The 14,861-nt window shown below is 43.0% G+C and carries 8 protein-coding genes; all 8 read left to right on the forward strand.

The window, feature by feature from the left end; all coding sequences use genetic code 11:
• Positions 1–546 precede the first annotated feature (546 nt).
• Positions 547–3,024, forward strand: coding sequence for an Ig-like domain-containing protein (locus tag CA600_RS15440; protein ID WP_256989869.1), 2,478 nt, complete (start codon positions 547–549; stop codon positions 3,022–3,024).
• Between the two features lie 87 nt (positions 3,025–3,111).
• Positions 3,112–3,648 carry a hypothetical protein gene (locus CA600_RS15445; RefSeq protein WP_094871165.1) on the forward strand — a complete coding sequence of 179 codons (537 nt, stop codon included), beginning with the start codon at positions 3,112–3,114 and terminating at the stop codon, positions 3,646–3,648.
• Positions 3,649–3,799: 151 nt separating this feature from the next.
• Positions 3,800–4,066, forward strand: coding sequence for an alpha/beta-type small acid-soluble spore protein (locus tag CA600_RS15450; RefSeq protein WP_076285662.1), 267 nt, complete (start codon positions 3,800–3,802; stop codon positions 4,064–4,066).
• Positions 4,067–4,407: 341 nt separating this feature from the next.
• Entirely contained in the window at positions 4,408–5,610 is a 1,203-nt protein-coding gene (gene metK / locus CA600_RS15455; protein WP_042192431.1) for a methionine adenosyltransferase, read from the forward strand.
• Positions 5,611–5,814: 204 nt separating this feature from the next.
• Positions 5,815–9,855 (forward strand): Ig-like domain-containing protein, encoded by a 4,041-nt coding sequence (locus tag CA600_RS15460; protein ID WP_094871167.1) that lies wholly within the window; start codon positions 5,815–5,817, stop codon positions 9,853–9,855.
• 228 nt (positions 9,856–10,083) lie between these two features.
• The gene (locus CA600_RS15465) at positions 10,084–12,813 is read left to right on the forward strand and encodes a stalk domain-containing protein (protein ID WP_094871169.1); all 2,730 of its coding nucleotides are present in this window, start codon (positions 10,084–10,086) and stop codon (positions 12,811–12,813) included.
• Between the two features lie 57 nt (positions 12,814–12,870).
• Positions 12,871–14,031 carry a sensor histidine kinase gene (locus CA600_RS15470; protein WP_042192427.1) on the forward strand — a complete coding sequence of 387 codons (1,161 nt, stop codon included), beginning with the start codon at positions 12,871–12,873 and terminating at the stop codon, positions 14,029–14,031.
• Positions 14,032–14,035: 4 nt separating this feature from the next.
• Positions 14,036–14,758, forward strand: coding sequence for a response regulator (locus CA600_RS15475; RefSeq protein WP_042131342.1), 723 nt, complete (start codon positions 14,036–14,038; stop codon positions 14,756–14,758).
• Positions 14,759–14,861 lie beyond the last annotated feature (103 nt).

The raw sequence follows: 14,861 nt of genomic DNA on the forward strand, positions 1-14,861 counted from the left end.
TCTGCGTTTAAGGTGTAGAGTCATTTACACAGGCAGTTGAAATTAACCGGTGGTAAAGCGAATTTAACAAAATGGAAAAATTAGCTTTACGTGACTTGAGGCTCATTGTATAATACTTAGGTATAATTAGGAATCTAGTATTGTCATGTCCTGATCATTGTTTACCAGTTTCTGTGATACCCGTCACAGACATTATTTATACTTAATTTGCTCAACTCTGGAAAGGGGGTGCATCGGCTAATGAGTGACACGAGCTACTCAACTAAAGAAAAATCTCAGTTTATGAACGTCCAAGGAGGAGAAAAAAAGGTTATGAAGAAAATTTTATCCGTAGCATTATCTACAGCAATGGCATTCTCGATGTTTGCCTCTGTAGCGTTTGGTGACGCAGCAGCAACTCCGCAACAAAAATTTGACGCTTTGGCAGCAAAAGGTATTCTCAATGGGTACCCAGATGGTCAAGCTCACCTTGAAAAAGATCTTACTCGCGCTGAATTCGCGAAGATCGTTACTAAATTGTTCGATCTTACTGAAGTAACTAACAAATTGTCTTACAAAGACAAAGGTTACAACGCTAAGAACTGGGCAGTTCCTTACATCGAAGCTGTTACTGCAGCTAACTTGATGCAAGGTAAAGATACTGTTAAAGGTATCTTCGACTACAACGGTAAAGTAACTGTTGAAGAAGTAGCAGCTGTATTGTTCCGTGCTTTGAAACTTGAAGTACCAACTACATCTGACAACACTGCATCTGCATGGGCTAAAGGTTATGCTCAAGCGGTAATCAATGCTGGTCTGATTGCTAAAGACACTAACTTCAAAGCTAACGCTAGCCGTTCTTTGGTAGTTGAAACAGCTTATGCAGTTGATCAATTGAAAGCAGCTCCTACTGTAGCTTCTGCTGAAGCAGTAAGCCCTACTAGCGTAGTTGTAACTTTCTCTGACAAAACTACTACTACTGTAACTTTGACTACTGCACTTGTAGAAGGCGTTGAAACTTCAATTTCCTTCAAACACAACGATCACGACTACACAACTAAAGTAACTTTGGCAGCTCCTAAGGTTCTTTCCGTAGAAGCTCCAAACGCTAAACAAGTTGTTATTAAATTCAACCGTGTAATTAATGCTGAATCTGTAATTGAAGATGGCAAACTGCTTGCTGACACTATTAAGGTAGTACCGGTTAGCGGTCAAGCTGTAACAGTTGCAGGATCTGATGCGAGCCTGAACGAAGCTGGCACTGAACTGACAGTTACATTGAATGCTAAAGAACTTGATTACTTGAAAGGTCAATATACTGTAGTAGTAAGTGATGATGTTCTGACAACCGCTGGAACAAAGGTTGCTACTTACACTACTCTGTTGAATGTTGCTGATACAACTGCTGCAACAGTAAAAGCTATCAACTCTGTAGCTAAAGACACTACTAAAGAAATTTATGTTCAATTCAGCGAACCTGTTAAACAATACGGTATCACTGCAACTGTTAATGGCTCACTAGTTTCGATCGTAAGAGACTCCGCTGACACATTTAAAATCACTACAAATGCTGATCTGAAATCGGGTACAGCATATGATGTTTCCTTGACTAACGTAACTGACTTTGCTGGTAACGTAGCAAGCACAATCAAAACAAGTGTTACTGTAACTGCTGACACAGCAGCTCCGAAGATCGTTAGCATCACGCCTGTTAGTGATCAATATGTAAATGTTAAATTCGACAAGAAAGTAAACTTCACTTCTTTGAAGGGTAATGTTTCCTTGTTGAAAGCTGATGGAGATAAAGTTGGTAACATGTATGTTAATTCTGACTCCAATGGAGACACAATTAAATTGCAAGTACCTAGCAACTTTGCTTTCCCAAGCTCCAACACATTCACTGGTACATTGGTATTTGGATCTGCTGTGAAAGATACTTTGGGTAACACACTTGGATCAAGCCTGTCCCAAGCTATCACATTGACTAAAGATACTACTGCTCCAACTGTAGTAAGTGCTACTTATGGCTCTAAGGGTCTTGTGGTTACTTTCAGCGAAGAAATTAACTATCTGGGTGCAGCTGTCAGTGCAATTGAGAATTCCACTGGTAAACTAGTTACAATTGATACTACTGGCGCTGTTAAAAAAGGTGCAAAAGTTACCTTCCCTAAAGTTGTTGGTTTAAGTGGTGACTATACACTTCGCATTGCAGCGAATTTGGTATCCGACTTGGCTAAAGACCCTAACAAGTCTGCAGCAACTACAATTGGTTTGACTGCTGAAAAAGTTACTACTAATGATTCTAAGAGACCAGTTGTTACATCCGTAACATATGAAAAAGCATCAATTACTGATATCACTCAACCGGGATATCATCTGTACACTGTAGAAGCTACTGACAATGCTGCTGGTGATTCTGGATTGAATGTAGCATCACTTCGCGATCCAAATAGTTATGTTCTGAATGGTAATGCTCTACCTTCTGGATCTTATGCAATCGTGTCACATGCAGTTGGAGATGTTACTAAACCAACAGCAGCTACAGTTCGCGTGTTTGTTCCAGTAAGTGGAATCACAGAAACTAAAGCTTATAAGTTTGAAGTTGTAGGTATTACAGACGCTGCAGGAAATGGAATCGAAAGCGTTCCTGGAAAAACTTCTACAACGGACACTCTTGTTAATAAAACTGCTCCGAAATTGACTGAAGCTATTATTAACAGTGTTCAAAACAACTACTTGACATTGTCCTTCTCCAATGGTATTGCAACTGCAACTTCTGGTACTAACGTTAAACCTGAAGCTAAAGACTTTGTAGTTACCTTGGTTGTTGATGGCAAAGGTGTTACACCATTCGTTTCTGTTGAACCTGGTACAGGTAGTGACAATGGTAAAGTTCACTTGGCATTCTACACTGATGCAACTAAAGCTAAGTCAATCGACTTGAGCACTGCTGATTCTCTCATTGTAAAAGTAGCTAAAGATGCTACCTTCACAGATGGTAACGGCAACGTTGTTACTGGTGAAACTTCAATCACTGTAAGATAATTAGCTTCCTTTCGAAGCAAGAATAGCCTCTTCGGAGGCTATTCTTTTTTTATAGGCATTTATCCCCATTCATGAGGAGGAACTTCATTGAAATCGGTATGGAAAGTGACAACGGCTGCTGTGTTACTGGCTGGTGGTGTATGGGCTGGATCACTATTGAATGTTACTGCTGAAGGTGCAGGTGTAGGTTCACAGCCTGGAACAGCAGATGACCCTGTGGTTACCAAAAGCTATGTTGATCAGCAAATTCAGAAAGCACTTACAGGTGGTACAGGTACAGCTCCAGTAGCTACAGCTACTCCGAGTCCAAGCTCAGCTCCAACAGCTACAACAAACCCGACTACTAGCAGTAATGAATCCGTAATTGTCGATGTAAAACCAGGACAAACTCTAATTGCTTCCGCAGGTGCTGAATTTATTGTTCGCGCAGGTAAAGCGGTTATCTACTCTCAGGATGCAAACGGTGTGGCTGATTTAACAGATGGTAAAGATCTTGCAAATGGAGTAGCTGCGCCATCTAACCATTTATTATCCTTCCCTCGCGATGGTCGTGGTATTACTGTCCAAGCAGGACAAACCCTTGGTCTTGTTGTCATGGTTCGCGGTGGATATACATTAAAATAATGTGTAACTATATATTCATAATGCCCTTAAACGTAGTTGATCATACCTTCAAACTGATTTCCAAAGTTACAAATCATTGGCGCGATTGAAGCGTAGATGTTGGACGCACAATATTCCTGTAATCTTACAAATTCACAGGAGGTGCTGTAACATGGCACGTAACAATCGTACAGTGGTACCGGAAAGTCGGGCAATGCTAAAGCAAATGCAATATGAAATTGCAGCTGAATTTGGTTTATATGGAGCGCATTATGGAGGCGGAGCAGACACAGAGTTTGCATCTGAATTAGGAGCAATCGGAGGTAGTGGTTCTGGCCGTAGCCAGTATCTTGGACATCTTAGCTCAAGAGATAATGGCTCTGTTGGCGGAGAAATCACGAAGAGACTCATTAAGCAAGCTGAACAGTCTCTTCTTTAAAAATATCAGGGGGAAGGAATTCTCATTAATCCTATCTGATATTTCTTTTTAATACCGTGGGATCAATATTTATACTGTGATGGAGGGGCTTCGGAGTAATTGACACCACCTCCCAAATAAGATAATATGACTTTTGAGGAAAGCCTTAGACCTTTTCCATATGGGAAAGGTTCATTTTTTTGAAGAGTTTAGTGAATATAAACATGAAATACTGCAATCATCCTTCATAAAAAGAACAGGCTCCTCAGTTTCTTAGTTTTATAGTTTTTTATAATTTGGCCTGTGATTATTAAGGAACTCCTTATACAGTGTCAGACTAACCATAAGGGAGGTTGTTATACTTGTCTATTAAAGGGCGTCATTTGTTTACTTCCGAGTCCGTGACGGAAGGGCATCCGGATAAAATCTGTGACCAGATTTCCGATGCGGTACTCGATGCATTTTTAGCTAATGATCCAAATGCACGTGTAGCCTGCGAAGTAGCAGTAGCAACTGGTCTTGTTTTGGTGATCGGGGAAATCAGTACCAAATCTGAGTATGTAGATATTCCTGCCATCGTACGCAATACCATTAAAGAAATTGGATATACACGTGCAAAATATGGTTTCGATTATAATACCTGTGCAGTTTTGAGCTCGCTGAATGAACAGTCGGCTGATATTGCTCAAGGTGTAAACTCTGCCCTAGAGCATCGTGATCCAGCACAGCTGGCTGAAGAAACAGCAAATATTGGCGCGGGTGATCAGGGGTTAATGTTCGGTTTTGCTACGAATGAAACACCAGAACTGATGCCGCTACCGATCGCTTTATCTCACCGTATTGCTCGTCGCTTGTCTGAGGTTCGTAAGAACGGAACTTTGGAATATCTGCGTCCTGACGGAAAGACACAAGTTACGATTGAATATCAAGATGAGAAGCCTGTACGCGTGGATGCTATCGTAGTATCTACACAGCATGCGGAAGAAATTTCTCTTGAACAAATTCAGGCAGATATTAAAGAGCATGTAATTATGCCGGTTGTTCCTGCGGAACTACTCGATGCTGAAACTAAGTATTTTATTAACCCAACTGGACGTTTTGTTATTGGTGGTCCTCAAGGGGATGCCGGTCTGACTGGACGGAAGATTATCGTTGATACGTATGGCGGATATGCCCGTCATGGCGGTGGCGCATTCTCTGGTAAGGATCCAACTAAAGTGGACCGCTCTGCGGCTTATGCAGCTCGTTATGTGGCGAAGAATCTTGTAGCTGCAGGTCTAGCTGATAAATGTGAGATCCAGCTTGCTTATGCCATTGGTGTGGCTACTCCTGTCTCGATTAATGTGGATACATACGGAACAGGTAAAATCAGTGAGGAAAAGATGGTTCAACTGATCAGCAACAACTTTGATCTTCGCCCTGCAGGCATTATTTCCATGCTTGATTTGCGTAAACCGATTTATAGACAGACAGCAGCATACGGCCATTTTGGACGTACAGATGTAGATCTTCCATGGGAACGCGTAGATAAAGCAGAATTACTAAGAGGTCAGGCTGGACTGTAGAAGTTAATCATACGTTCTTATAATCATTTAAGCCCGTAAGCTGGCACTTAGTGTCGGCTTACGGGCTATTTTTATGGAATGGATAGTAATCGCTATTGATTCTATTCATAGAGAAGTAGACTACTAAACTTTGTAAGCCCTTTAACCGAAATATAAGAGTATACATAAAGACGTTAGTATGGTTTGAGAGGAGTCTATCACAGCATGAAAAGAAAAATTTCAATATGGACGGCACTTTTCCTAGCGGGAGAACTGGTACTTGGAGCAGGGTATCCTTCTATCGGAATTGGAATATCTGCAGTACATGCTGCAGCGGAATTTGGCATTAGTGTGTCGCCAGCACCTGGAGCAACCTTTGTAAATATTGGGTCATCTCTTAAATTAAGCTTTGATCGTCAAGTGAATCCCCAGGCTGGAGAAATTACGATTACAGGTCAGGGTGATAGTACACCTTTTGTGACGATTTCTATTGGTAGCTATGGCTTAATTGGTAGTTCAAAAGAATATGAGCTTAAGTTAGGGCCAAATCAACGATTCATTCCGAATAAGGCATACACGGTCACAATTCCCAAAGGATTATTTAAAGATAATGAGGGGAACGAATCAGGACTTACTTCATGGGCATTTACCACCGCTCCTGAGAGTAATACAGCGATCACGGCAGGCAACTTTTCACCGGCTAGTAATGCAAGAGTAGATGCCGGGAGTTTAAAGGAACTTAGTCTGACACTAAATAAGCAGCTGTTAAAAGGCGGGGGCTCTATCCGAATCCTGTCCTCAGCAGATAATACAACCGTGCAAGAGTTCAGAATAAAGGATGATGACATTAGAGTTAACGTTCTGACTGATGCTAACTCTACTACAGTTAAATTAACGCTAGAGAAAGCATTGGCAGCCGGAGGGAATTACTATGTTCTTATTGATGCCTATGCTTTTAAGGATGTTGATAATCGAACGTTTGCTGGGATTTCTAGCGGGAATGTATGGAGTTTCTCTACGAAAGGTGTAGCTGAAATTCCAATGACTCCATCACCAGCTAACGGTGCAGGCGGTATATCTACCACAGGAGCGCTACAGCTCACTTTTGACCGTCCTATGATGCCTGCATCGGGTGTAATTACGGTGTCCCCAGGGGCAGCTAACGATGCTAGAACAAGATGGCTCGATGTGAACTCCCCAGCCGTTACAGGAGGAAGCAGCAGAACCATAACATTGAATCCAGCGTCATCAGCCTCACCTCTGCTAAACGGCACGCAATATACAGTTACCATCCCCCAAGGTGCTTTTTATGATCAAGATGGAAATGTATTTCCTGCCTCGGGCCCGTACACTTGGACCTTCACAACGGTATCTTTGACTGGACTTGGTCTAAGTGCTTTGAATCCATCTGATCGAAGTGAATCTATTGCTAACAACAGATCCTTTTCGATTGCGTTTAATCGGGATGTGAATTACAACAGTGCAGTGGCCAATGGTGTGGCTCTATATAAAAGCGGAGGATCTCAGGTGCCGGTTAACGTTACCCGGAGTACCACTACAGCTAAAGAATTTATAATCACACCTTCTGTAGCGTTAGATAGTGATTCAACTTATTACATTGATATCGCTAAAGGGGCTTTTGTAGACGCAAGTGATGCCAACGTTCTATATGACGGATTAAGCGGTAAAAATTCATGGAGCTTCAAGACCTTGTCTCTGGACAAAACTGCTCCACAGCTCACATCTGCACAGCTTGAGAACAACCGAACCATTCGTCTGAAATATAATGAGTCTCTCAATTCATCCATAGCGCTGTTAACCTCAAGCTTTGGAGTTACGGTGAACGACGAGAATCGAGCGATTGAAAGTGTTTATATTCAGGGAGACAGCACTTATCTGGTGCTGAGTACAGGTGTAGCTGTTGGGCAGATTGTAAAGGTCAGCTATAATGGCGGACTGCGGACGATTCAGGATCCAAGCGGAAATGCAGCGAGCACTTTTAGCTCTAAACAGATCACGAACTCCATTGAGTCCTCCATGCCGACACCTAAAGACGGGCGAATCACGGGGAGATCTGTAGTATTAAATTTTAACGACACACTAAAATCGGTTTCCTATTACGCTCATAACCAGTTCCTAGTGACAGCAGATGGAAGCTCACTTGGGGTCAACTCGATCAGTTCCAGTGGCAATACAGTATATTTAACATTGGGCAGTGAAGCATCGAATGGACAGAACGTTCGGGTATCCTACTATGCAGGTTCGTATCCTTTGCTAAATTCTTATGGACAAAATATTGCGGACTTTACTGATTTCAATATCCGTAACAGTAATGATACGATTGCGCCAGTGTTTCAAAGTGCAACCGGAGGCGGGACTAAAATCATTCTGAATTATAATGAAGGCTTGTCTACAACCAATCCCCCACTGAATAGCCAATTCTCTGTGTTAGTGGGCAGCACGCCTAATTATGTAACTAATGTATCGGTCAGCGGCACTCAGGTTACTTTGACACTTCAGACAGCGCTGACGGTGAATCAGAATGTGACAATATCTTATGTGCCGGGCTCTGCAGGGGTGAGCGATTTGAATGGAAACCGAGCGGCGTATATTAACCTGCAGCCTGTATCCATCTCAGAAAACAGTGGCACTACTATACCGGAGATTAATTCAGCGACCGTTTCAGGTGACGAGTTAACCGTTACTTTTGCAAAGAATATGCAGGCATCCGGTTCCCTTTACGCGAATCAGTTTGGAGTTAGAGCAGATGGCAGCAGCTTGGGAGTGCAATCCTACTATATCTCAGGCAATATTCTAAAAATAACGTTATCCTCGGTTGTAAAGACCGGTCAAACAGTGGACCTGTCCTATATGTCTGGTACCGGGACTATTAAGGATTTGAGTGGGAATACACTATCCTCATTCTCAGCATTATCTGTTCAGAATCTAACCGGAGTGACCACTGGATCTGGAAATCGTCCATCCTATCTAGGAACACTTGTAACGAGTGAATTTGGAAAAGAGTATGCACTATTAAAGAGCGATTCCTCGCAAATTGTGGATGATCGTTCTGTATATAATCAATCGGTAAAAAGATATACTTTAAACGCAGAGCGAATAGCTGCCAGTTATGAATATCTGTATAAGATGAATAATGATGTATTAGCTTTTGAGGTTCCTTCCACGGAACAAGCAGCTTTTGTGACGGTTCCGCTAAAACCATTGCTCGACGCGGTGAACCGTAATAAAAATACAAAGTTTATGATTCGACATGGAGATAACCTATTTAGTGTGGGACTCAATGATATTGATATGAACGGACTTGCGAGTAGCTTGATCTCGGACAGTAAAAATATTTCGCTCGTGTTCCGCTTGGATAAAGTTCCAGCAGGCACATTTACACCTTTTGAGCAAAAGCTACAAACGATGGGGATGCGAACCATTACTAGTCTTATGGATGTCCGGGTGACTGCGATAATTAGTGATAATTATGCGAATGCCAAGGCACTGACAGTACCAGGAGAATATACCGTACGTACTACTTCTTCATTAAATAGTGCGCAGACATCTGCGGCCAGGTTAGACCTTTCCTATTACGATGCGGCTTATCTGCCTACAAAAGTCAGTACGGTTGGTAATTATACGGTTATTCGTGCTCGTACCGCTGGTAATCAGATATTAGGGACTTTCTTATCCACCAGAGCCTTCACGGATATGGGTAAGCATTGGAGTAATGCAATTGTTGCTGAACTTAGCGCTAAGAATATTATTGATAGCAGCTACGGTAGTACGTTTAATCCGGAGAAAAAAATCACCCGAGCTGAGTTTGCTATAATGCTTAGTCGTGGTCTTGGTCTGCTAGGAGATCGTGAGACCGCGCAACGCTTCCGGGATGTGCAGCCTTCCACACAAACTGGAGACTATATTGGCGCAGCGGCTAAAGCCGGTATTATTACTGGGAATACGGATGGGACCTTCCGTCCGAATGATAATATAACACGTGAACAGATGGCGATTATGATGATTCGTGCGATGGAATATACCAATCATCCGATTACGCTAAGCGGCACTTCTGCCTCAACACTTGCAAAATTCAAGGATAAGTCGAAGATTCAGAATCAAAGCGCTGAGTTCGTCGCAAAGGCAGTGCAATCTGGCATTATTCTGGGCATGACAACAAGTGAATTCCAGCCCCAAGGAAATGCCACACGTGCTCAAGCTGCTGTGATGCTGCAGCGGATGTTGAAACAGGCAGATTACTTGTAAGCAACTCTCATAAACAATGAAACAATTGGTAAAGTCTGGTAAATATACCAGGCTTTTTTTGTCGTTTAATAATGACATTTTTGACTCTATAAAGCTTGAAATCTCTCAACTTCGCAACTTTTTGGCTTATTTTCAGTCTATTAAAAGAGTACTAGAAAAATAGGAACCAGTTTCCAGACACTGATACGGACTGATAGAGTACAAAAGAGATGGGAGAGTTACGTTGAAATGAATGAAGTTTTGGAGAAGAAGAGTAGCGAGGTTGTACGGGGAATAAGATTATCTTCCACTAAAAAGTGGATTGCTGCTTCATTGGCTGGTGTGTTATGGATTATGCCGGTAATCGGCAGTGAAGGTATGATGCTGTTTGGTCAGGGGTCTGCACCAATTGCAGCTGCAGCCACAGCTCCTTTTAAAGTAAGTAAGCTGGGAGAAGAAGTGATTACTTCGGGCGCCATTATGATGAAATATAAATATACTACTACACGTTCTGGGGCGAGTGCTTCTGGGCTTGCGGATGTCATTCGTATAGATCTTAACAATCCATACGTTTCTTTAGATGTGATGACTGGAAAAGGTGGAAACCTGACTACTCGGCAAAGTACAGGCGGAATGGCCAAGGAAACTGGAGCCGTGGCGGCAGTAAATGGCGATTATTTTAATACCGGTGGAGAGGGTGCTCCTATTGGTGGACAAGTATCAGGTGGAGTACTGGTGTCTACTCCTTCACAATTGGATGGAATGTATGCCTTTGCAGTGACAAAAGACCGCAAACCTATTATTGACGAGTACAGTTTTGAGGGGATGGTAACCGCGCCAGATGGCGCACAGTTTGAGATCTCCGGTATCAATAAAGGTGCTTATAGCCCTGAAGGCGGAAGCTCGACTTATAGTCATGCTAATGCTATGTATATCTACACAGATGTATGGACTGCACTCGACCGCCCTAAAAATAGCTCTACCACTCCAACAGAGGTACTTGTTGAGAATGGTGTAGTTACTCAAATTTCAGAAAATGCTGCACTCCCTACGGCGGTTCCAAAGGGAGCTTATATTTTGCGGGCACATGGCTTAGCCGCACGTTACGTTACTGCCCATTTGACGGTAGGACAACCTGTAACAAGTGTGTATTCCCTGAAATCTAAGACTACACAGCAATCGCTAGACCCTGCGAATCTGCAAACCATGATCGGCGGACATACGATTCTAGTAAATAACGGAAAAGCAGCAACGTTCTCTCGTTCTACTAGCAGCATTGGAGGCTATCGTGCACGCACAGCTTTAGGATATTCTCAAGACGGACGTTATGTATATATCATAGCTGCTGAGAAAAATGGTAATAGTTCAGGGATGTCTTTAACCGAATTGCAATCATTTATGACCAATATCGGAGTCTGGAAAGGTCTTAATCTCGATGGAGGCGGCTCTACAACGATGGTAGACCGGCCCCTCGGTGAAACCTCTACTACACTCACTTTTAATACAGAGTATGGCACAGAGCAGCGTAGCATCGTTAACGGGCTTGGTGTCTACACTAACGCACCGCAAGGTGAAGTGAAAGGAATCAAAATTAGCGGAAGTTCCGCACTGCTGGTTGGACAAAAGGCAACGTATTCTTTAAAAGGTTATGACACTTACTACAACCCTATTGATGTAGCAGCAGGTAATCCTACTTGGGTATCAAGCGGCGGAAGCGCGACTGTAAGTGCAGGTGAAGTAACGGCAGTGAAGCCAGGTACCGTTACCTTAACGGCTAAAAGCGGTGCCGCAAGCGCCTCTACAACTGTTACAGTTCTAGGTGGTAATGATCTATCCAGTATGAGTGTAGGAACAGCTACAGCGCCACTGACAGCCGGTAATACTGTGTCTGTCCCTGTTACAGCGGCAACGAAGAGTGGAACAACTATCAATGTTCCGGATTCAGCACTGAAGTGGGAGTTTGTAGGCTTTAAGGGAGCCGTGAAAGATGGCAAGCTTACTGTAAACGCTGTGGATGCAGGGGTTACTACAGGTTATGCTATTGCCCGTTATGATGGATTTAGTGCAGTGGTTGTATTATCAACAGCAGCAGCTACAACATGGGAAGATTTCGAGAAGGTAAGCTATCCAATCGACTTTACTACCAATGTTCCAGCGGTACAGGGTACTGCAACAATAGTGGATGGAACGGCTGAAAGAGTAGGATCCAAGGTGCTGTCACTCAGTTATGATATGACGGCTGGCAGCGGCAAAATGTATGCTTATGCTCAGCTTAATGGTACAAGCGGAAAAACAGTTCCAGCGCTTGCAACTTCGATGTCGGTTGATGTGATGGGCGATATGAGCTTGAATTGGCTGCGTGCTGAATTTGTAGACAACAGTGGAGCTACAGCTTATGTGGATCTTGCGAAGATCATCGATTGGAATGGTTGGAAGAACATTAACATTGACTTGTCAGGCTCAGGCATTAAATTCCCAGCAACGCTGAAGAGACTCTATGTAGTCAACGTAGAGGAAGGCCAAGATGAACGGGCGAAGACGGGTACAGTTGCCGTTGATAATATCAAGTTTACAATGCCATCTCTTTCTAGTGATGCAGGCTTACCGAAAGGTACGGCTTCCATGAGCATTGGCTCGAAAGCAATGACCGTAAACGGAACAAAGAAAGCTATTGATGTAGCCCCAATTGTTAAAGACGGCAGTACTTATGTGCCAATTCGGTATGTCCTTGATGCTTTCGGAGGCAGCGCTACTTGGGATCAGGTGAATAAGAAGATCATGGTATTACGCGGAGCCAAGGCACTGGATCTTACCGTAAATAAAAAGGAATATCTGCTGAACGGTAAACGTCAGAGTGCTGAAGTAGCACCAATCATTTTACAAGGTAGGACTTTAGTACCGTTAAGACTAGTTTCTGAACAGCTAGGATTAACTGTAAAATGGGAACAGAAAACGAAGACCGTAACTATCGAATCGTGATATGTTAATATAAAGGAAAACCTTTAAAACGATTCGATAGAAAAGGGGCAAGCATCCGTGGAATTTCAAACCGATGCGATTGATCGCGTCATTAAAAATACCATCGACGTGATGGAGAGCAGCAAGTATCAGATTTTTGAAATATTGCAGGTTGCGCGTGATGAACTTGCTGCACTCAACAAAGAACTGCAGCGGGTCATGGACGAAACGGATGAGACATTGAAAAAAGTAGACAAGCTGGAGCTGCAGTATCATCGCTCCAGAATCCGGCTGACAGAGGTCAGCCGGGACTTTGTCCGCTACTCCGAGAAGGATATCCGTATTGCCTATGAGAAGGCTACGGAGCTACAGCTCGAACTCATGATGACGCGTGAGCGAGAGGTTTATCTTCGATCAAGACGTGATGAATTACAAATGCGAGTGCGCAGTGTCGAAAATTCTGTAGAACGTGCTGAGTCAATTGGTTCGCAAATGAGCGTAGTGCTCGAATATTTGTCGGGAGAACTAGGTCAGGTGACGAGAATTGTCGAATCTGCCAAGAACAGACAGATGATAGGACTCAAGATAATCCTGGCTCAAGAGGAAGAACGGAAGAGAATTGCCCGGGAAATTCATGATGGTCCTGCTCAAATGCTGGCGAATCTAGTCCTTAGGACGGAAATTGTAGAAAGAATGCTGGTAAAGCAGGAATTTGGGTTAGTGCAGGACGAAGTAATAGATTTGAAAGGACAGGTTCGATACAGCTTGGAAGAAATGCGTAAGGTCATCTTTAATTTACGACCGATGGCTCTCGATGATTTGGGATTAATTCCGACTTTGCGGAAATATGTGCATGATTTTGAGGAGAAGACGAAGCTGAGGACGACCTTGGAAACCAGAGGTCAGGAACATCGACTATCTTCAGCCATGGAGGCAGCGGTATACCGATTGGTCCAGGAAGCTTTGTCTAATGCTGCTAAACATGCCTACCCGAGTTTCGTATTGGTAGAGATTACTTACCAAGCGCAGTTAATTAAGATTGTGATTAAGGATAATGGATTAGGTTTTAATGTGCAGAAATTAAAAAATCCGCAGGGCAATCGTGAAAGCTTCGGGCTAGTAGGTATGCGGGAACGTGTAGAGCTGCTTGAAGGCAGAATGGAAATCATATCAGCCGAGAATCAGGGGACAACAATCGTGATCCACATTCCGACGAACGTGGAGAAAGGGAAGGAGTAATGTGATGGAGAACTTAAACTCTACTAAAACGCCCATTAAAGTTCTTTTGGCGGATGATCATCAGCTTTTTCGTGAAGGGCTGAAACGTATTTTGAACATGGAGGAGGATATCGAAGTCATCGGTGAATGTGGTGACGGTATCCAGGTATTAGAGTTCTGTAACGGAACTAAACCAGACATCGTACTAATGGATATTAATATGCCTATTGAGAATGGCGTGGAGGCCACTCAAAAACTGCGGGAAATGTTCCCGGAGGTTAAGGTAATTATTTTATCGATTCATGATGATGAGAGTTATGTGTTTGAAACCCTTCGTAAGGGCGCTAATGGTTACTTATTGAAGGATATGGAGGCCGAGTCCCTTATTAATGCGATCCGTTCGGTCTGTGAGGGTCACGCTTTTATTCATCCAAAGGTTACCGGAAAGCTAATCAATCAATTGCGGCGCATGACTTACCTTAATGAGACTGGCGTAGCTGCAGATACGGTAGTGAAGGAAGCCGGTGTTAAGTTTGTGGCCGGTGACAACAATCCTCTAACACGTCGTGAAGCAGAAGTACTGCGGTTGATGGCGGAAGGTAAGAGTAACAAAATGATCGGTGAGTATTTGTTTATTAGTGAAAAAACGGTCAAAAACCATGTTAGCAGTATTTTGCAAAAAATGGAAGTGGATGATCGTACCCAAGCAGTAATCAACTCGATCAAGTATGGTTGGGTAACTTTATAAAAAAATTTACAGATTTACGGTACATATAGGAATGAAATCAAGGAGAGCACAGCTTGTTCCTCTGAAATATAAGAAAGTATAAGTTTCACACCATACTTTATGT

This window comes from Paenibacillus sp. VTT E-133280, assembly GCF_002264385.1.
Taxonomy (GTDB): Bacteria; Bacillota; Bacilli; order Paenibacillales; family Paenibacillaceae; genus Paenibacillus_AQ; species Paenibacillus_AQ nitricinens.